We start from the raw sequence: 20,757 nt of genomic DNA, 5'->3' as shown, positions 1-20,757 counted from the left end.
GCCGGCCAGAGGATGGCGCACCAATGAGTGATAGGTATGCCCAGCTCAGGGCCAAGGTGCTCGCCGAGCCCGCGAAAATTCCCGTAGTGCCACGGCTTACGGATGGCAGCTATCCGATGTCTCACGCGCAGGAACGTCTCTGGTTCCTCGACCAGTTGGAGGGTTCCAGCGCGTCTTATAACGTGCCTGTGTGCGTCCGTTTTCGCGGTCCAGTTGACGTGCCCGCGCTGGAACGCGCGCTGCAGACCGTCGTGAGCAGGCATGAGGTGCTACGCACGGTTTACGAGTCCACGCCGGACGGGTGTAGCCAGGTCGTCCGCCACGCCGATGGCTCGTTCGTCCGGTTCTCGGAGGTGTCATCGCCGCAGGAGTTCCTGCGCTTGCCGTTCGACCTTCGTGCGGCGCCGCCGCTGCGCGCGGCCATGGTCCGGCACGCCGTCGATGACCACCTCTTCCTGTTAAGTGTGCATCATATCGCCTTCGATGGCTGGTCGGTCGGCGTGCTGGTGCGCGAGATGATCGCCGCCTACCACGGCGAAGTTCCAGAGCCGGCCAAGGTCCAGTACGTGGACTACGCGGCGTGGCAACGGAACTCCCCGTCGTCTTCACTGGAATGGTGGCGGGAACGCCTCACCGGCGCGGAGCCCCTTTCCCTGCCGCTTGACCGTCCACGCCCGGAGGCGCGGAGCGAGCAGGGCGGACTGGTGTCGTTCGACATCGACGTCGAGACCGGAGCGGCGCTGCGGCAGATCGCCCGCCGCCACTCAGCGACGCCCTTCATGGTGCTGCTCGCCGTCTTCCTCGTGCTGCTGCGCCGCCATAGCGGCCAGAGCGACATCAGCGTCGGCACCCCGGTCGCGAACCGTGACCACGACGCGCTCGACGACGTGATCGGCCTGTTCGTCAACACCGTGGTCCTGCGGGTCGATGTCGCCGACGTGACGTTCGGCGAGTTGGTCGACCGGGTGCGCCAGGTCGCGCTCGACGCGCTCGCCCATCAGGACGTGCCGTTCGAACGGGTGGTCGAGGCGGTCAACCCGAGCCGCGGCCTCGGGCGATCACCACTGTTCAAGGTGCTGTTCACGATGAACACACCGGGCGAGATCGCCTGCCCCGTGCCGGGCCTGCACGCCTCGTTCGAGCGGCTGTCGCACGAGCTTGCCAAGTTTGACATCGCGGTTGACATCGAGGAGCGCCCCGACGGTTCCTATCGCGGGGCGTGGCAGTACGACGGTGACATCTTCGACCAAGTGAGCGCCGTCGCCATGACCACCCGCCTGGTCCGCCTGGCGTCGGTGTTCGCCGCGGCGGAGGAGCAGGTGATCAGCCAGGCCCCGATTCTCGACGCCGCCGAACGCGCGGCGCTCGCATCGGCGTGGAATTCCACAGCGGACTGGGCGGACGACGGCGTCGGCGTGCACGAGCTGTTCCTGCGCCAGGCCGATCTGACCCCAGACGCACCGGCGCTGGCTCAGGGTCCGACCCGGATCAGCTACTGTGAGCTGGCCGACTGGACCGGCGCGATCGCCACGCACGTGGGACCGGGGCTGACCGGACTGTGCGTGCCCCGCGGGCCGGCGGGCATCGCCGGTCTGCTGGGCATCCTGCGCGCCGGCGGCGCCTACGTGCCGCTGGACCCGGAACTGCCCGCCGCGCGGCTGCAATACATGATCGCTGACGGCGGGCTCGCGACGATCGTGGTCGACGGGGCGGCGCCGCCGAGACTGGCCGAAGCGCTGGAGGGCCTTGTGCCACGACCGCGTTTGGTCGACATGCGGGCACCTGCGGCGGGTCCGGTGCCGGTCGCCTCGGGTGGGTCCCGGCTGTGCTACGTCATCTACACATCCGGCACCACCGGCCGGCCGAAAGGCGTTGCCGTCGAGCACCGAAACCTGGCCCACTACGCGCGCAGCGTGCTGGATACGCTGGGCGACGTCGCTGGCCTGCACTTCGCTTCGGTGTCGACGTTGTCCGCCGACCTCGGCAACACCAGCATCTTTCCGGCGTTGATCGGCGGCGGCTGCGTGCATGTCCTGGACCACGCGACGGCGACCGACCCAGAATTGTTCGGCGCCTACGTGAGCGGCCAGGCGATCGACGTGGTCAAGATCGTGCCGTCACATTTCGCAGCGCTCCACCACTCCGCCACCGGCCCGGACGCGCTCGTGCCGAGACGAGCGCTGATCTTCGGCGGTGAGATGCTGTCGCGCTCCCTGATCGCCGGACTCAGCTGCGCGGTCTACAACCACTACGGCCCCACCGAGACTTGCGTCGGGTCGCTGATGTCACGTGTGGACGGCGGGTCAGGACCAGTGCCGATCGGGCGGCCGCTCGGTGCCACGCGGCTCGCGGTGCTCGACTCCGGCGGCCGGCCGGTGCCGCGCGGCGTGGTGGGGATGCTGCACATCGCGGGCCCCGGTGTTGCCCGCGGCTATCTCAACCGGCCAGGGCTCACCGCGGAGCGGTTCGTCGCGCTGCCAGGCAAGTCCGGGCGGTTCTACCGGACCGGTGACCTGGTGCGTACGCTCATGTCCGGCGAGATCGAGTTCGTCGGGCGGACCGACGGGCAGGTCAAGGTCCGGGGGCATCGGGTCGAGCTCGGCGAGGTCGAGCGGGCGATCGCCGCGGAGCCCGGGGTGAGGCAGGCAGTCGTGGTGCCCATCCGCGACGGCGCGACGGTGACCGCGCTGGCTGCTTACGCGGTGGGCGACGTCACCACCGCTCAGCTCGCCAAGGCGCTGCGCACCCTGCTGCCCGCCCACCTGGTGCCATCGACGATCACAGTGGTGCCCGAGATCCCGCGCACGCTCAACGGCAAGGTCGACCACGCCGCCCTGCCTGCCCCGCACGCCGCCGTATCCGTCACCGATGTGCCGCGTTCCGGCATCGAGGAACGCCTCCGCGCGATCTGGCAGGACGTCCTCGGCCATCCAGTCGGCCTCGATGATGACCTTTTCCAGGCGGGCGGCCACTCACTGCTGCTGATCCGCCTGGTGGCACGCGTACGCAGCGAGCTCGGACGTGTCCTGGCGGTGCGGGACTGCTTCACTCACCCGACGATCCGTGGCCTGGCCGCCATACTGGAGCAGGCCGCCTCCGTCCGGACCACGATTCCGGTGCTCGAACGCACCGACGGCGCCCGGTACCTGATGTCCTTCGCGCAGGAGCGCCTGTGGTTCCTCAACCGGCTCGACCCTGGCACCGCGTTCTACAACGTCCCCGTAGCCGTGCGACTGCGCGGCGCGCTCAACGTGCGCCGGATCACTGCCGCCCTGCGCGAGCTGATCAGCAGACATGAGGTGCTCCGCACCACCTACCCCGACGGGCACCAAGTGGTGAAATATCCCGACGGTGCCCACTTCGAGCTGTCCGAGGCGCGGGACGCAGAGGAGTTCCTCAGCCTACCGTTCGACCTCGCCACCGAACCTCCCGTCCGAGCGGCGCTGATCCGGGACGCCGAGGACGACCACCTGCTCTTGGTGAGCGTGCACCACATCGCGTTCGACGGTGAGTCGGTCGGCACCTTCACCAAGGAGCTCGGCGAGCTGTACGCGGGCCGCTTGCTTCCGCCCCTCCCGCTGCAGTATCTGGACTACGCGGCATGGCAGCGCGATCAGCTCGGCGCCGCCCGTCTCGACGAGCTTGTCCAGTGGTGGAAGCGGCGGCTCATGGACGCCGAACCGCTCGCGCTGCCGTTCGATCGGCCGCGGCCGGCGGTGCAACGGCACCGGGGCGGCGTGATCCCCTTCCACATCGACGCCGCCACGGGAGAAGCGGTACGGCGCGTCGCACGCGGGCACGGCGCAACGAATTTCATGGTGCTGCTGGCCGCGTTCATCGTGCTGTTGCGACGGTATGGCGGGCAACGCGACATCAGCGTTGGCACGCCGGTTGCCAACCGCGAGCTTGCCGAACTCGACGGTGTCGCCGGGTTCTTCGTCAATACGCTTGTGCTGCGCGTCGATGTGGACGAGGTGCCGTTCGGCGAGCTGGTCGAGCGGGTCCGGGCCACAGTGCTCGATGCCCTGGCACACCAGGAGGCGCCGTTCGAGAAAGTCGTCGAGGAGGTGAACCCCAGCCGGAACCTCAGCCACTCACCGTTGTTCCAAGTCATGTTCGGGATGAGCGTGCCGGGCAGCCGCGACACCGGATGGATGGCGGAAGGCGTCACCGCCGCCACCGAGCGCCTGTCCCACGGATTGTCCAAGTACGACGTGTCGGTCAACGTCCAAGAGCACGACGACGGGTCGTTCGAGGGTACGTGGCAGTACGACGTGTCGCTGTTCGACAAGCAGACCGCCGCGACGATGACGGCGCACCTCGTCCGCCTCATCCAGGCATTCGCGAAGAGCGATGACCTCGTGGTCACCCAAGCACAGATGCTCGGCGACTCTGAACAGCGGGAGCTGCTCACCCGGTGGAACGACACCGCCGCCGAGTTTGAGGACGCTGGCGTGCACGAGTTCTTCGTGCGCCAGGCAGAGCGGTCCCCGGGCGCGCCTGCCGTTGTCCAGGGCGAGCGGCGCATCACGTACGGCGAGCTCGCCAGCTGGTCAGCCGCGATCGCCGAGCGGATCGGATCGGGCGAGCAGCTGGTCGGCATCTGCATACCGCGCGGGCTCGAGACCGTGGCCGGGCTGCTCGGCGTGCTGCGCACGGGCGCGGCGTACGTGCCACTCGACCACCAGCTGCCACCTGCGCGGCTGCGCCGTCTGATCGAGGACGCCGGGCTCACCACCGTGATCGTCAATGATCGCCCCTCGGACAACCTGCGCGAAGCACTGGCGGGGCTGCCGGTCCGGTTGGTGGACGTGCGGGCCTGCACCACGCCCACCGGTCGGCCGTTGCCGGAGCACGGCGGCGGTGATCGGCTCTGCTACGTGATCTACACCTCCGGTTCGACGGGCCTGCCCAAGGGCGTGCTGGTGCATCACCGGGGCGTGGTGAACTACACCACGTTCGCCTGCCGCGAGTACGGCATCGCCGCCGGGACCACGGTGCTGCTGCACTCGCCGATCACGTTCGACCTGACCGTGACGACGATGCTCGCCCCGCTGATCGCTGGCGCGACCATCGAGATCGTCGAGGGCGACGACATCGAGGATCTTGCTGCCGCGCTGCGTGACGCCGACGAGCCGTACCAGGTCGTGAAGCTGACGCCCGCACACCTGCGCGTGCTAAACGTCGCCTTGGCGAGGGAGATCCCGCGTCGGACCATGGCCCGCTGCCTGGTCGTCGGTGGCGAGGCGCTGCACGCCGAACGGGTACGGCCATGGGTGGGGCGAAGCCGGATCGTCAACGAGTACGGCCCCACCGAGACCGTCGTCGGCTGCACGATCTTCGAGGCCGCCGACACACCGGGGGACGTACCGATCGGGCACCCCATCGCCAACACCACGAATCATGTGCTTGACGAGCACCTACAACTCGTGCCGTTCGGTGTGGTCGGCGAACTGTGCGTCGGCGGCGCCGGCGTGACGCACGGCTATCTCAACCAGCCGGAACTCACCGCCGAACGGTTCGTTGACGATCCGTTCTCCGACGGACGTCTTTACCGCACCGGTGACCTCGTCGTGCGCAGGCGCGACGGGGTGCTGGAGTACCGCGGCCGCGACGACAGCCAGGTGAAGGTCCGTGGCCATCGCGTGGAGCTTGGTGAGATCGAGGCGGTCACCCGCGAGGTGCCCGGCGTCAGGGACGCCTGCGTGCTCTACGTGCGGCGCGGCGGCTTCGACGCGCTCGTCGCGTACGTGGTCACCGATACCACCGCCACCGAGGTGCGGGACGCGCTGCGGAAGGCGCTGCCGCAGCACATGGTCCCGAACCAGGTCCAGCTGATGGACACCCTTCCGTTGACCTCCAACGGAAAAGTCGACCGGGTGGCGTTACCCGCCGGGATCGCCGTCGCGCAAGCAGAGGTCGTCCCCGTGCGTGGCGAGACCGAGCGCCGCGTACACGAAATGTGGACTGAGGTGCTCGGAGTGGACCGAATCGGTCGCACCGAGAACTTCTTCGACGCGGGCGGGCACTCGCTGCTGCTGGTCGGCCTGCACGACCGGATCACCTCGCGGTTCGGCGCGGTCATCGAATTGCTCGACCTGTTCCGGACACCGACCATCGCGGCACTCGCCGAATTGATCGACAAGTCAGGAACTCCGGCGTCACAGCCTGAGCCCGCACCGGCCCGCAGAACTCGCGCCGATGTGCTGGCGACTCTACGCAAGCGGAGGCAGGGCATATGAGCGAGCTCGACATTGCGATCATCGGAATGGCAGGACGGTTCCCCGAGGCGAGCGACGTCGAGCAGTTTTGGGAGAACATCTTAGGAGCACGCGAGTGCGCGACCACGTTCTCCCGCGAGACGCTCCTGGCCGCCGGGATGCCCGCGGATGCGGTGGACGGCGAGGGCTTCGCTGGGGTGCGCGGCGTACTGGGCGAATCAGACCGGTTCGACGCCTCATTCTTCGGCTACTCACCGCGTGAGGCCGAGTACATGGACCCGCAACACCGGATCTTCCTCGAGGTGGCGTGGAACGCCTTCGAGAACGCGGGCTATGCGCCAGACGGATACACCACGCCGGTCGGCGTCTTCGCGAGCTGCAGCCAGAACACCTACCGCGACACCGTGCTGCGCGACGCGTTCGGTGACGGTGATTGGAAAGATGGGATGTTGCTCGGCATCGGTAACCAGGCCGACTTCCTGAGCACCAGGGTCTCCTACAAGCTCAACTTGACCGGCCCGAGTATGACCGTGCAGACCGCCTGCTCCAGCTCGCTGGTCGCGCTGCACCTCGCGTGCCAGAGCCTGCTCGCGGGCGAGTGCGACGTCGCGCTGACGGGCGGCTCTGCAGTGCGGTTCCCCGTGGTGGGCGGGCAGCGGTGGGTGGAGGGCGGTGTGTACTCGCCGGACGGGAGGTGCCGTGCGTACACGGTGGACGCTCGCGGTGTGTTCAGCGGCAATGGAGTCGCGGCCGTCGTGCTGAAGCGACTGGACGACGCCCTCTCGGACGGCGACTGGATCCACGGCGTCGTCAAGGCCTCCGCGGTCAACAACGACGGCCACGACAAGATCGGCTACACCGCGCCGAGCGAGACCGGCCAGGCCGCCGCGATGAGGGCGGCCCTGTCGCTCGCCGGCATCCGCCCCGATGACGTCGGCTACATCGAAGGTCACGGCACAGGCACCCCACTCGGCGATCGTATCGAGATCGCCGCGCTGCGCAGCGTCTACGGCACCGCCTCCCGCGATGACGCTTTCTGCGCGCTCGGGTCGGTTAAGAGCAACGTCGGTCACCTCGATGCGGCGGCGGGCGTCACCGGCCTGATCAAGGCGGTCTTGACCGTACGCAACGGGATCATCCCACCGCAGCTGCACCTCACCGCGCCGAATACGCAGCTCGATGGGGGCCCGTTCTACGTGACCGGCGAGCTGCGGCCGTGGTCCGCGGACATCCGGATCGCCGGCGTCAACTCCCTCGGTCTCGGCGGCACAAACGCGCACGTGATTGTGGCCCAGGCGCCCGAACGCCCCGCGCCCGCGCCGGGTGAGGGCATCGGCGGGTACTTCGTCGCGCCGCTGAGCGCGGGGTCCGCCGATGCGCTCGACCGGATGCTCGACGACCTGCCTGGTGAGCTGGCGGCGGTGGACCCGTCCCTCACACCGGCGGACGCGTCGGCGACCCTGATCGAGGGCCGCTCGCCGCGCCCGCACCGGGCAGCGCTGATCGGCCGCGACCTCTCTGGGTTCACCCGCACCGAGGACCGGTATGTCAGGGACGTGTGCGGGGCCACCGACGCCGAGGTGGCCTTCATGTACGGGGGCGGCGGCACGCAGTACGCGGGAATGGCGCGCCAACTGCTGGAATCCGACCGCGTGTTCCGCGCGCAGATGGAGGTGTGCCGCACGGCGTTCCGCGCGGCCACCGGCATCGACGTGATCGATAACGTGTTGACGGGTGAGCCGGACTACGACGATCCGGTGGTCGGCCTCAGCGCGATCTTCCTGGTGCAGGTCGCGCTGGCCAGGACGTTTCTGGAGCGCGGCGTGCGTCCCACGTGGCAGCTCGGTCACAGCCTCGGTGAATACACCGCCGCAGTGATCGGAGGAAGCGTGTCGCTTGAGGACGGCTTGCGCCTCGTGATCCGCCGCGCCGAGCTGTTCGCGAAGGTCAAGGGCGGCATGCTCAGCGTGTTCGCCTCGGCGGAGTGGTTGCGCGCAGGCGGCCACCTCGACACCGTGTCGCTGGCCGCGGTCAACGCCGACGACATCTGCACGCTCTCCGGCCACCGCCACGAGTTGGAGAAGGTTGCGGCACGGCTTGCGGCGCTCGGTGTCGAGGCCAAGATGGTGCCGATTGCCACGCCGGCCCACTCGTCGCTGCTTGAGCCCATCCTGCACGAGTTCGGCGAGGTGGTGCGCATGATCCGCTTCACGGCACCGAAGATCCCATGGATATCGAACACCACCGGCCGCTTCATCACGACCGCGGAACTCGCCGATCCGGACTACTGGGTGCGCCACATGCGGGAGACCGTGCGGTTCGGCGAGGGCGTCGCCACTCTCCTCGACGCGGGCGCGCGCACCTTCCTGGAGATCGGGCCTGGCCGGCCGCTTGGCGGGTTCGTTCGCGCAGTCGCGGGGGAACGGCGCGTGCGGACCTTCGGTTCGATGCGGCACGCAGGGGAGCCCCTTGAGGACGGTGCGGTGCTGGCACTGGCGTTCGCCCAGCTGCACCTTGCCGGCGTGCGGCTCGATCCGGGGAAGCTGTACGGGCGCGAGGTGTTCCGCCGGGTTCCGCTGCGAGGGACGGTCTTCGACCGCGTACGGCACTGGCCCGCGGTCGGTCCCGCCGCTCCAACTGGTGGCGTGCTGGCCGATCCCGCATCGTGGCTCACCATGCCCAGCTGGGTACGGCTGCCCAGGATCAGGGCCGCTCGGCCACTCAACCAGGCAAGTCTGATGTTCGCGGGCGAGGCGCTGCCCGGCGCCGATGGTCCGCATGTGGCCTCCGGCGAGGAGTTGCGCGCCTTGGTGCGGGGCTCCGTACACCTCGTGATCGCACCGGGCGGCGACGCCGCGCTGGTCACCGAGCTTGTCTCGGCTGCGGTCGACGCCGTCGGTCCCGCCCAGGTGGGCGTCAGTCTAGTCCTCACCTCAGCCGTGGCAGTGGACGACGGGGACGAGATTGTGCCCGAACGCTACGGCGTGGTCAGCGCATTGCGCGTGCTGGCGCAGGAGAACGCGGGCCTGAGCTGGCAGGCGATTGATCTGTGCGAGATGTCCGCGTGGCGAGCTGAGATCGGGGAACCCGCCGACCGGGCCTTGCGCGCGGTCCGCCCGTCTGGCCGCTGGGGCCAGGCCTTGGTGCCGGCCAATGTCGGCCCGCCCACCCGAGAGTTTCGCCGCAGTGGCACATATGTCTTCACCGGCGGCGTCGGCAGGTTCAGCCTGCACCTCGCCTGGCACCTGTGCGCCGACTATGACGCGCGTGTGGTCCTCACGAGTAGGAGCGGCGCGCCGGATCGCCTCGACGAGCTGACCGCGGCGGCGCTTCAGCGCCTCCAAACGTCGTACGGCGACCGCGTTGAGATCGCCCGCTGCGATGTCGGTGACCAGGACGCGCTGGCCGCTCTGTTCGACCGTGTCGCTCCGGTCGCCGGGGTGTTCCACGCGGCGGCGGTCACCACCGGCCCTTCCATGCGCGTGCTCGGCGAGGCGTTGCGCGCCGAGCACTTCCACATGCAGCACAGGCCGAAGTTGCACGGTGCCGAGGCGCTGGCGAAAGTCGTGGGAGAGGCGGACTTCTGCCTGCTGTTCTCGTCGAACGCCTCCCGGTTCGGCGGTCCGGGCCTTGCCGCCTATGCCGCCGCCAACGCCGCACTGGAGGCGTTCGCGGAGAGCCGGTGGCTTGCCGGTGACGAACGCTGGCTCGCCGCCACCTGGGACGGCTGGCGGTTAGCCGGCGAGCCGGAACGCAAAGTGCGGACTGAGCTCGATCGGTTCGCGCTGGCACCCGAGGAGTCTCTCCGGATGATCGAGGCGATCGTGACCGGAGCAAGATCTGCGGTAACCGTGGTGTCAAAAATGGACGTTCACATACGGCACGAGCGCTGGATCGCCTCAGTCGCGCCGACCGAGACACCGCCCCCTGAGGAGATGGCGGATCCGGTGTTCGCGGACCACGTCGAGACGGAGGTCGCGAGATTGTGGCGGGAGGTGCTCGGCGTGGCCACAGTCGGCCGGGAGGACACATTTTTCCAGCTTGGCGGCCACTCTCTGATGGGCCTGCGGCTGATCAGCCGGATCAAGGACCGGTTCAGGGTCGGCATTCAGTACGCGTTGCTGGTCCAGCTCGACACCGTGGCGAAGATGGCGGCCTGGATCAAGCAGAGCACGTTCGACCACAACATACAGGCCACACCCGCTAGCCGCAGTAAGACGCTGTCGCAACTGCTGAAGAAGGTGACCAGTGTTCAAAATAGCCAGTGACTGGCTGACTCCGCACGAGACTGCGCTGCACGAGTTCTGGAGCGATCCGGCCGTCACCGGGTTAACCGACTGCGGCCCGAACACTACCGAGGACACGCGCTCGTTCGTCGCAAGCGTGATGGCGCCGCGGGGCGTGACGCACATCCAGTTCGCTGCGGCGGAGTGAGCGTGACCTCAGCGCTTTCGACCGTCCTGGTTGTGTACGCCCTCGGCTCCGCCAGCCCCGCGGAGATCATGGATGCCGCGGACGGGCTGTGCGAGGTGGCCTTCGTCGTTGACAGCAACCAGGAGCACACCCGGTTCGTCCTGCCCTTCATGGAGGAGATGGCTGACACGTTCGACCTCGCCGACCTCTCGGACGAGGCCATTGGCACTCTGCTCGCGGGCAGTGTGCAGGGGATCACCACTTACAGCGAGTTCATGCTGGCCGAGACCGCGCGGCTGGCCCGTCATCTCGGGCTGCCCTTCCACTCGCCGGAGGTCGTCACCGCGCTCACTGACAAGGCACGGCAACGGGCGGTGCTGAACGGCAGTGGGGTGACGCCGCTCCGGCAGGTCACTGTCGAGGGGCCGGAGGACTTCGAACGGGCCGTGCGGGAGATCGGCCTGCCAGCCGTCATCAAGCCCGCGCGTGGCACAGCAAGCGTAGACGTATACCCCTGTGCGTCCTGGGCCGATGTCCGGGCGATCAGCCCTTCGTCCGACTCGGGAGACTGGGTCGTGGAGGAAATGCTATCCCCAGGCCAGCACCCCTCCTCGCCCTGGCTTGGGGACTACTGCTCGGTCGAGACCGCCGTGAGCCGCGGCCGCTGCTGGCACTTCGCGGTGGTCGAACGGCTTCCGCTGACCCCGCCGTTCAGAGAGACCGGCTTTGTGGCGCCGGACAGCCTGCCAGGAGCTTACCGCGATCAGGTGCTGGAGGTGGCCGAGGCGGCCATCCACGCGGTAGGCATCACCACTGGTATCTCCCACGTGGAGATCAAGTTCACCCCGGATGGGCCGCGGGTGATCGAGGTCAACGGTCGGATGGGCGGCACCACGGGGCGGCTGCTGCGCCGGGCCAGTGATCTCGACCCGATCCGGCTTGCGCTTGAGATCGCCCTGGACCAGGACGTCAAGCCAAGGGAGCCGGTCTTCGATCGGTGCGTGCTCGCTTTCCGCGTCCTGCCGCCGCTCAGGCAGGTCACCGTGCGGGAGGCGTGCGAGCCCTTCTCGTTCCGCTCCCACCCAGGGGTCTGGGCGGTGGACGGCGGTGTGCGGATCGGCCAGTCGCTCGACTGGCGGCGTGGTGGCCTAGAGCGGGTGTTCACCATCTGGGCCGAGGCCGATCATCCGGCCGTGCTGCCCCCGGTCATCCGACACCTGGAGAGCGCTGCAGCCGACTGCGTTGCGTACGACGACTAACGAACCAGGAGACAGCCATGACCACCATCTTCGACGAACTTGAATCCAACGTCAGGACCTACTGCCGGAGGTTCCCCGCAGTCTTCGTCAAGGCGCGCGGGCACACACTTTGGGACCAGGAAGGGCGTTCCTACATCGACTTTCTGTCCGGGGCGGGAGCGCTGAACTATGGTCACAATCATCCGGCGATCAAGGCGGCGCTCCTCGGCTACCTGGCGGCCGACGGCCCCGTCCACACCATGGACCTTCACACCGAGGCCAAGGCAGACCTGTTGCGTCGATTAGACGGCGTCGTCCTGCGTCCCCGCGGACTTGCCTACCGGGTCCAATTTACCGGTCCCACCGGTGCCAACGCGATTGAGGCCGCGCTGAAGGTTGCGCGTAGGGCGACCGGCCGTACCAACGTGATCGCCTTCACCAACGGTTTCCATGGCATGTCGCTAGGAGCCCTCGCCCTGGCGGGGAACTTGGGCAAAAGAGCGGCATCCGGTCTGCCTTTGGACGGGGTCACCCGCTTGCCGTACGACGGTTATCTAGGCGAGGGCGTCGACACCGTGGACTACCTGGAACGGCTGCTAGACGACCCTGGCAGCGGGATTGATGCGCCGGCGGCGATCGTCCTGGAAACCGTGCAGGGTGAGGGAGGGCTGGCCGTCGCCGGACCACGATGGCTGCGGAGGGTGGAACGAACGGCACGCGAACGGGGCATCGTCCTGATCGTCGATGACATCCAGGCCGGCTGTGGCCGTACCGGCTCCTTCTTCAGCTTCGAGGAGTCCGGCCTGCGGCCTGACATCGTCTGCCTGGCCAAGTCGATCAGTGGCTACGGACTGCCGATGGCGCTCACCTTGATCCGGCCTGACCTCGACCTGCAAAGCCCCGGCGAGCACAGCGGCACCTTTCGTGGGCACAACCTCGCTTTTGTCACCGCCACGGCGGCTCTCGACCTGTGGTCGTCGCCGCAGTTCGTTGCCGATCTGGACAAGAAATGCTTGCTGCTGGCCGAGCGGGTGCACAGGCTCACTTCGCTCGGTGCTGCGGAGCGCGGCCGAGGCCTGTTGAAGGGCTTGTTCTTCGCTGAAGAGTCTCTCGCCACCGAGATCTCGCTGGCAGCGTTCAGTAAAGGCCTCCTGCTCGAAACTTCCGGCGCGGCGAACCAGGTCGTGAAGATCATGCCACCGTTGACCATCGACGACGAGGCCTTGCACAGCGGCATGGACATTCTCGAAGACACCATTCAAGAGGTCGTCTCCACGAGGAAGGCGGCGATGCGATGACAGACACCGAGATCGGGGCGGACATGCTGCGGCGGCTATCCGCAGCTTGGCCGCGGAGAGCAACCATTCGCAGTCATATGGATGTCCTGGCTGCCCCGAGAGAGCACGACCCGCATGTGCCGGACTATCCAGTTAAATTCCTGCCCTTCGCTGAACATCCCGATTTCGTCGACGCTCCGTTCGAAAAGCGTCAGGCCGTGCTCACGCACGCCTGGTTGATGTACAACGCCCGTGTCATAACCGCCGAGGAGCAAATAGCCAATCCCACGTTTGCGAAGATCGTGCACGGAGTGTTTCCCGGCAGCGACCGCATCGAGGTCAAGCAGGCAGTGCAGCAGGCACACGTTGACGAGACGTGGCACACCTACATGCACATGATGGCCATGCACCACACCCGTGAGGTGCGTGAGCTCGGATGCGAGCCGGTCTATCCGCACGCGGTGACCTATCGGGACCTGGTGGCTGAGCAGGAAAAGGTCTCCGACGGTTGGCACCGAGATCTACTCGCTCTGGTGTGGACCACGGTGACCGAAGTGAGTGTGAACGCTTACTTGGAGCTGCTCTCCCGGGACGAGACGATCCAACCGATGCACGCCCTGGTGCCCAGGCTGCACGCTCGCGATGAGGCCGCGCACGGGTCCGTGATGGTGGAGGTAGCCAGAGAGCTCTACGCTCACATGAGTCCGGTGCAGCAGCGCAGCTTCGGGCAAGCTCTGCCCAAGGCAGTCCGGGCCTTCGCCGCGCAGGATTACGAGGCGTGGCCGAGGATTCTGCAACATGTTGGGATCAAGCAGGCCACGGATATCGTCGAGGACTGCAAACGCGACAGCGGAAACTCCTTGCTGGTCCGAGACTTCTCCGGCGTCGAACGCCTGGCTCGGGAAATGGACATCGACGTGGCGCTCGTTTCGCCTACTGGGACGGAAATATGACTCATATTCCTAGGTGTATCCCGCCCTCGTGGTCGTATTTCTAAACACGCTCGACTTCATTTGAACGGGGATGGATGAGAACTATAGGAAAAGAGCTGAATAAGCCTCGTGCTGTAGTATCCACCATTGCATCAGATGCGCACACCTGGAATCTCGTATTCCTGCAGCTCCTGCTCGAAGAATACGGATTCACGGTGCGGAACCTCGGAGCCTGCGTCCCAGTCGAAGAACTGGTCGCCGGCTGCCTCAAGGAACGACCCCAGCTCCTCGTCCTGAGCACGGTCAACGGCCATGGGCTCATCGAGGCGCCCGGATATATCCGCCAGGTCCGCGAACGCGCCGAGTTGCGAAGTCTTGCTGTAGTGATCGGTGGCAAGCTCAATGTCGAAGGGACAGTGGCAGACGACGATATCCAGATGCTACTGCGCCTGGGTTTCGACGGTGTCTTCGCCACCGCTGATTCGGTGCGGGAGTTCCAGCGTTTTCTCACCCACCTCGGCAGAGCTGCTGCTGGATGAGGTGGAGATCCATTGATAGGTCTGGGTTTCTTTGGCGGGCGGGTCGCGGGCAGCGGCGAGATGGTGGTGCAGTCCCGGATGGGATTCTCCGACCCGGTGCGCATGTTGGAGGGCCTGCGGTCCGTGCGCGACGCAGGGGTCGAGGCCGTCGGCACGATCACGCTGGACAGCTTCACAAGGACGGGCGATCTACGGCGGGCCCGCGAGGAATTGCTGCATGGCACGCCGTTGAACGGGTTTCCGCTAATTGCGCACGGGGCGGCCATGACCCGCGAGCTGATCGCGGAGTTCGACCAGAGCATCTTCCCGATCCAGCTCCGGCACGGTTCCGCGCGACCGTACGCGATCTTCCAGGAGATGCTTGCGGCTGGTATTACCGCGACAGAGGGCGGTCCGATCTCGTACTGTCTGCCGTACAGCAGGGAACCGCTGTACGCGGTGGTGGCAGAATGGGCGCGCTCTTGCGAACTGCTGGCCGCCTACGAAGGGCCGGGCGGTCCGGTCCACCTGGAGACATTCGGCGGCTGCATGCTCGGGCAGCTCTGCCCCCCTGGACTACTGGTCGCCCTGAACATCCTGGAAGCGCTCTTCTTCCTCCAGCACGGAGTGCGGAGCATCTCACTGAGCTACGCGCAGCAGACAAACCAGCAGCAAGACATCGAAGCGATCAGGGCCCTGCGCAGGCTGGCCGACGAACGGATCGGCGAGGCCGCTTGGCACGTCACCATCTATACCTACATGGGGGTCTACCCAAAGAGCCGCAAGGGAGCGTTATCCCTGCTTGGCCAGAGCGCCCGGCTGGCGGCGCTCACCGGCAGTGAGCGCCTCATCGTAAAGACCGTCGCCGAGGCATTCCGGATTCCCACCATCGGGGAGAACGTGGAGGCGCTGAAGTGGGCGGCCGCTGCAGCACGGGATACGGCGCTCGGCGGTGCCCACGATGACGGCCACGACATCTACCAGGAGGCCCGCACACTCATCGATGCCGTGCTCGAACAGCACTCATCGGTGGGCACCGCGTTGGTCTCTGCCTTCCGGCGAGGGCTGCTCGACGTGCCCTACTGTCTGCATCCCGACAATCCCAACCAAGCCCGGGCGATCATCGACCCCGTAGGGCGGCTGCAGTGGGCATCGACGGGAGGCATGCCCATCGCGGCGTACTCGCCCGCCCGAACGGCCCGGATCTCCTCCGCTGGCCTGCTCAGCATGCTCGACTACAACCGTCGCCGATTCGACAGCCACGATCATGGCAGCCCGCGCAATGACAGCGATCCCGACCATGTCTACAAGGAAGGCAACAACCATGACGATGACCGAGCAGCAGCGGCCGGGTAATGGCCTGATCGAGCTGGCTCTAACCAATGATGTCCGCGACGATATTCTCCACCGGCTGCTCATCCTGCCCGACCCCACGTTGGACGTCGACGATGCCATGACACGCGCCCACCAGATCTTTGCCCTGCTCCCGCTTCCGATGCTGCGGGCCATCCTCGACTTCGGACGTCACATCGACACTCCCGGCGTGATGCTGATCAGCAATCTGCCGACGGAGCCGGATCTCCCACCGACGCCTCCCAACGGTGGGCCGTGCGCCGGCAAGTCGAGCTTCGTCGCAGAAGGTGTGCTGCTCGGGTTATCAGGGCTGCTCGGCGAGCCGGTCGGATTCGTCACGGAGAAGGAAGGCCGTGTGGTGCACGACGTGATCCCTACCGAGCCTGGCGCCACAACTCAGACCAGCCAGGGCTCGAAAGTCTTCCTCAACTTCCACAATGACATCGTCCACGACCCGAGTGGCCGCTACGACATCAGCAATCCGGACTTTTTAGTACTCAATTGCTTGCGCGCCGACCCGGTCGCTGAGGCCGAGACGTGGTACGCCGACGCTCGAGATGTCCTGCACGTCCTCGACCGAGACGCTGTGGAGATCCTGCGCTCGCCGCTGTTCCAGCTCAACGCGCCCGGCGGGTACGTGCGCATGTTCGCGGGGGGCAAGGAGGTCTACTCCGACCCCATCGCGATACTCTCCGGGCCTGGTCACGCCCCCGAGATCGCGGTCGCGGCCAACGGCGTACGCTGCCTCACCCCCGAGGCGGCTGATGCCTTGGAGCAGCTCCAGGTCGCCTGCCGGGCTCCGGAGGTGGCCAGTGTGGTGCGGCTGATGCCCGGCCAGGCACTGTTGATCAACAATCGCAAAGGTCTGCACGCCCGAACCCAGTTCAGCGCTCAGTACGACGGTCGAGACCGCTGGCTGCAGCGCACCTACATCCGGCGCAGCCTCTGGAACATCCGCGGGCGAGCGGAGGCCGGGAGCCGACGTGTCCACGCCTGAAGCAGGACGGGTGGCGTTCCTCCGCACCGTCGAGATCCACCGGGCCGCGCCCCACGTGCAGCAACTGGACGAGCACCTCCGCGCGGCCGGGGCTGAAGCGAAACTGTTCTTCACCGACGGAGACTGCGGCCCTGGTGACTTCCCCGGCCCGTCAGAGAGGGTGCCCACAGACGCGACTCCCCGCCAGATCGCGGAGCAGATCCGGCGGTGGGGAGCCAACGCATTTGTCTCGATCTCGCTGCGTGATGAGAACGCGTTGCGGGACGCCCTGGTCGCTGCCGAACTGGCCGCCGATGGTGTAGCGAATGTCATGCACGGTGCGGAGACTACGTGTCTGCTGGCCAACAAGGCCGAGACCAAGGCGCTCCTGCGCCGCGCCGGGTTCTGTGTGCCTGACGACGTCGCGGTTGACGGCGATGTGTTGAACGGGAGGACCGTTCCCATGCCTGGCTACCGCGACTACCTTGCCCGCAGGGCGAACGAGATCGGCTTCCCCTTGCTCAGCAAGCCGTTGTGGGACAGCTTTGGGAACGGCATCCGCTACCTGGGGAACCCGGCCGCCCTGGCGGAGTACCTCCGTTCCCCGCTCGACGGCAACACGTTGCTGGAGCGGTGTCTGGATGGCGAACTATGTTCGGTTGAGATCATTGGCAGGGTCGGCACCTATCACGTGCAACCCCTCGTGTGGAAGGGCAGGACGGGAGGCGAGCCCTCTTTCCTGTTTGGATTGGTCCGCTATGCCGGGCCCAGACCGGAGGCCGAGAGGAACTTCGAGGACGTCGCCGAGCGCTTGGTCCGGCTCTGCTCAGAGTTGGACGTCAACGGTGCCCTCGAGGTTGAGATGATCTACCGGGATGGCGTCTACCACGTGATCGAGATCAATCCTCGCGTCTCGGGGACGACATTGCTGTCCATCGTGGCCTCCGGCCGCAACACCTACGTCGAGCTGCTTAATATGGCGCTCCAGAACTGGCCGGACCCTCGCCGGACGTCCCTTACGGGCATCAGGTGGGCACTGGAGTTCCCTATCACCGATCCGACGCCGTCCCTGCTTCGCGACGCTGCGGCCGCGATCGACGTGGTTAGGGCCGGAACCTTACGGATAAGCGGGCAGGATTACGGCGGCAACATGGTTGCGTCATGTGAGTTCGGTGAGGAGCCTTCGTTCGTCAAGGCTATAAATGAGCTGAACGCCCGCCATCGTTTTCTTGAACCCCGAATTCTCCACGAAATCCGGGACTTGCTCGTCCCCGGCGGCCTTACCGCCAGGTCCGCCTGAACATGTGGCGGGGCCTGCTCGCCTGCGTTTCATGTCATGGCGCGTATGGCTCCGCCTGAACTGTGGCGCATGTGCCTGTACGTGCCGAAAACCTCATCCGTGCAGCTCAGGCGGCGCGTTGGTACTCGTGGAGGATGCCGCCGAGTCGATCGCGCTGGCGGACGTCGAGGCCGTTCAGCTGTTCCGGTGCGGTGATCGGTTGGGTGGCGGGCGCAAGGGAGCCGCGGCGCGGAGAGTCCGGTGGGACCGGTGTTCGTTGTAGAAGGATTCGTACTCGCGGAGCGCGTGCCTCAGGTGGGTCAGGTTCACGATCAAGGTGCGGTCGAGGAGCTCGGCTCTACACGAGCGCACCCAGCGTTCCGTGATTGCGTTCATGCGCGGTACGCGGATGCCGGTCTTGACGATGGCGATGCCTTTGTCTTCGAAGACCGCGTCGAATGCGGCCGCGTACCTGCTGTCGCGGTCGCGGTCCCGGACCAGGTACTTCGTCGTGGCGCCGGCGTCGTGGAGGTCCATGACGAGGTTCCTCGCGAGTTGGGTGGTCCAGGCTGCGGTGGGGTGGGCGGTGGCGCCGAGGACGCGGACGCGGCGGGTGGCGTGCTCGATGACGGCGTAGACGTACAGCCGCACGCCGGTCAGGGTCAGGGTCTGGGTCTCGAAGAAGTCAGCAGCGAGAATGGCCTGCGCTTGGCTGCGCAGGAAGGTGCTCCAGGTCTGGCGGTCGCGCTGAGGTGCGGGCTCGATCCCATTGCGGTGGAGGATCTCCCATACCGTGGAGGGGGCGACCTTGATTGCCGACATGGCCGGCTCGCCATGGATGCGTCGGTAGCCCCAGTTCGGGTTCTCCCGGGCCAGGCGCAGGACGAGGGTTTGGATGCGGCGGTGGGTGGGCGGCCGGCCAGGCCGTTTCGGGCGGGATGCCTTGGCGTGGTGGCGGCGTAGTAGGTCGCGGTGCCGGCGTAGGACGGTGTCGGGGGAGACGATCAGGTGGAGCTGTCGCAGCCTGAGCCGGGGGAGTTGGTGGAGCAGAGCGGCGAGGAACGCCCGGTCGGATCGGGTGAGGCGGGGTTTGTCAATCTGACGTTGCAGGACGACGAGTTGGTGGCGCAGCGCCAAGATTTCGATGTCCTTGTTGGTGTCGCTCATCGGCAGCAGCCGTACGATGGCGAACAGGCTCGTGAGCGCCAGGTAGGGCAGTCGCAGCAGCACGATGCATCATCCTGGCGTACCCCGCCTTGTGGTCTTCAGCTGTGTCGAGAACCGGTAGGTCACAGCCCATGGATGGGGTTTTCGGCACCTACAAGGTCGGTAGGCAGATACCGCCAAGGGCAGCCCGAGCGCACCACGTACAGGATTGCATTCACGATCTCCCTGCGCGGATGCTTCTCCGGGCGCCCGCCGCTGTTCGGCTCGGGTAGTAAAGGCTCGATCAACTCCCACTGCGCATCGGTGAGGTCCAATGGGTAACGGTCAAGAGGTATTCGGCCACCCTGACGGCACCAGCGCCCGTCGTCACCCAGCCACGCCGACCGTGTCGTTGGCAGCGGTTCTCGCAGCTCCGGGCCGAGCTTGGTCAGCCCTGATTAGCGCTCTGCGCTGCTTCTGCGCCACTCGGCGCCGACCTGGTCGGTGAGCTTGTGGCTCACAGCGGGGGCGGGCGCGGCGGGCCAGATTTGCAGGAGGTGTTCCTCTGCGCAGCTGCCGGGGGCCTCGTTCTCGGCATCTTCCGCACCGAAGGCCGCCTCGTCGCGACCCCGGACGCTGAGGCGGAAACGGTAGCTGCCGGGACCGGCGAAGGCCAGGTCCGGCAGGTTCCGCGGCGTTCGGCCCTCGACGTCGTGCAGGTAGACCTGGCCGGTGGCCGTGTAGGAGTCCTCGACGCAATCGCTCCACGGGGTGAGCTCCAGCGGAGGAGGGGTGTCCCACAGTTGCACGGTGAGGGTGATCTCTTCATAGTCGGCGCCGGTGATGACAAGCGCGCCGTCGGTGCCCGCAGCCATCAGACCAGTGGGGTCGATGCTGTCAGGGCAGGGAATGGCGGTGTCGGCGTCGGGGCCGGTGCCGGTGCCGGAGACGGCGTACTGGCCCTCGGGGACGGACATGCGGGCTGTGATGGCCTGAAGGGGCTCGGTCACGGCCAACATCCCTCCTCCTTGACGATCTTGACCTAGAACGGATCATAGTCGAACAGGCGGCTGACATTGATGATCGTGGTGCGGTAGCTGAACCCGCTCTCTGTTCGGTTCTCCTCAAAGCAGCAACGGAGCGGTGGAGCAATCCTTGCCAGGGCTGCATCTTCCCCTGCCGCCGCGAAGGGACTCATCCCAGCTCATGGGCTTGTACCGGTTCCGGACGGTTTCCGTGCACGCCGTGTCCCCGGTTGGTCCTGGAGAGTTCTCCGTTGGACATCCGGTGGAGGGAGCGACCCCTCTACCCCTGAGTGTGTCACGAACGCCGAAAGGAGCTGCTGGTGTAGGCGCAGTTTCTTGATGTGGTGCTGCGTAAGAGATGGAGGATTCTTGGCCCTCC

Annotated in this window: 12 protein-coding genes and 1 pseudogene; 10 read left to right on the top strand and 3 right to left on the bottom strand. The window is 66.8% G+C overall.

The annotated features are described in order from the left end of the window. The first annotated feature begins 23 nt into the window (after positions 1–23). From AB0M95_RS33355 to AB0M95_RS33310, 10 genes are all read left to right on the top strand, one after another. Entirely contained in the window at positions 24–6,242 is a 6,219-nt protein-coding gene (locus tag AB0M95_RS33355; RefSeq protein WP_363773326.1) for an amino acid adenylation domain-containing protein, read from the top strand. Beyond that, positions 6,239–10,489, top strand: a complete 4,251-nt coding sequence (locus AB0M95_RS33350; protein WP_363773323.1) for a beta-ketoacyl synthase N-terminal-like domain-containing protein — start codon at positions 6,239–6,241, stop codon at positions 10,487–10,489. The genes AB0M95_RS33355 and AB0M95_RS33350 overlap by 4 nt, the downstream gene beginning before the upstream one ends. Then, entirely contained in the window at positions 10,470–10,655 is a 186-nt protein-coding gene (locus AB0M95_RS33345) for a hypothetical protein (RefSeq protein ID WP_363773320.1), read from the top strand. The genes AB0M95_RS33350 and AB0M95_RS33345 overlap by 20 nt, the downstream gene beginning before the upstream one ends. Before the next feature lie 2 nt (positions 10,656–10,657). Next, entirely contained in the window at positions 10,658–11,893 is a 1,236-nt protein-coding gene (locus AB0M95_RS33340) for an ATP-grasp domain-containing protein (RefSeq protein WP_363773317.1), read from the top strand. Positions 11,894–11,910: 17 nt separating this feature from the next. Next, on the top strand, positions 11,911–13,170 hold the full coding sequence (gene ectB / locus AB0M95_RS33335; protein ID WP_363773314.1) for a diaminobutyrate--2-oxoglutarate transaminase: 1,260 nt from the start codon (positions 11,911–11,913) through the stop codon (positions 13,168–13,170). Next, positions 13,167–14,102 (top strand): diiron oxygenase, encoded by a 936-nt coding sequence (locus tag AB0M95_RS33330; protein WP_363773311.1) that lies wholly within the window; start codon positions 13,167–13,169, stop codon positions 14,100–14,102. The genes ectB and AB0M95_RS33330 overlap by 4 nt, the downstream gene beginning before the upstream one ends. 74 nt (positions 14,103–14,176) lie before the next feature. Then, entirely contained in the window at positions 14,177–14,620 is a 444-nt protein-coding gene (locus tag AB0M95_RS33325; RefSeq protein WP_363773308.1) for a cobalamin-dependent protein, read from the top strand. Between the two features lie 12 nt (positions 14,621–14,632). Next, a complete protein-coding gene (locus tag AB0M95_RS33320) occupies positions 14,633–15,955 on the top strand; it encodes a methylaspartate mutase (RefSeq protein ID WP_363773305.1) in 1,323 nt (440 codons plus the stop codon). Beyond that, the gene (locus tag AB0M95_RS33315; RefSeq protein WP_363773302.1) at positions 15,924–16,949 is read left to right on the top strand and encodes a TauD/TfdA family dioxygenase; all 1,026 of its coding nucleotides are present in this window, start codon (positions 15,924–15,926) and stop codon (positions 16,947–16,949) included. Before AB0M95_RS33320 ends, AB0M95_RS33315 begins: the two co-directional genes overlap by 32 nt. Then, the gene (locus AB0M95_RS33310; protein ID WP_363773299.1) at positions 16,936–18,228 is read left to right on the top strand and encodes an ATP-grasp domain-containing protein; all 1,293 of its coding nucleotides are present in this window, start codon (positions 16,936–16,938) and stop codon (positions 18,226–18,228) included. The genes AB0M95_RS33315 and AB0M95_RS33310 overlap by 14 nt, the downstream gene beginning before the upstream one ends. Positions 18,229–18,402: 174 nt before the next feature. Here the strand turns inward: AB0M95_RS33310 and AB0M95_RS33305 are convergent, their stop codons facing one another. The 3 genes and pseudogenes from AB0M95_RS33305 to AB0M95_RS33295 all read right to left on the bottom strand — a co-directional run bounded on the left by AB0M95_RS33305 (position 18,403) and on the right by AB0M95_RS33295 (position 20,363). Then, positions 18,403–19,437, bottom strand: coding sequence for an integrase core domain-containing protein (locus tag AB0M95_RS33305; RefSeq protein WP_363773296.1), 1,035 nt, complete (start codon positions 19,435–19,437; stop codon positions 18,403–18,405). 95 nt (positions 19,438–19,532) lie between these two features. Next, positions 19,533–19,748 (bottom strand): annotated as a pseudogene (locus AB0M95_RS33300) (transposase); the annotation flags it as partial. A gap of 63 nt (positions 19,749–19,811) precedes the next feature. Continuing rightward, a complete protein-coding gene (locus AB0M95_RS33295; RefSeq protein ID WP_363773293.1) occupies positions 19,812–20,363 on the bottom strand; it encodes a hypothetical protein in 552 nt (183 codons plus the stop codon). Between the last annotated feature and the right edge of the window lie 394 nt (positions 20,364–20,757).

Origin of the sequence: Sphaerisporangium sp. NPDC051017 (assembly GCF_040683095.1) — a bacterium.
Lineage (GTDB): Bacteria > Actinomycetota > Actinomycetes > Streptosporangiales > Streptosporangiaceae > Sphaerisporangium.
The sequence above is the reverse complement of the archived record's forward strand: the minus strand, read 5'-3'. Positions and strand labels throughout refer to the sequence as shown.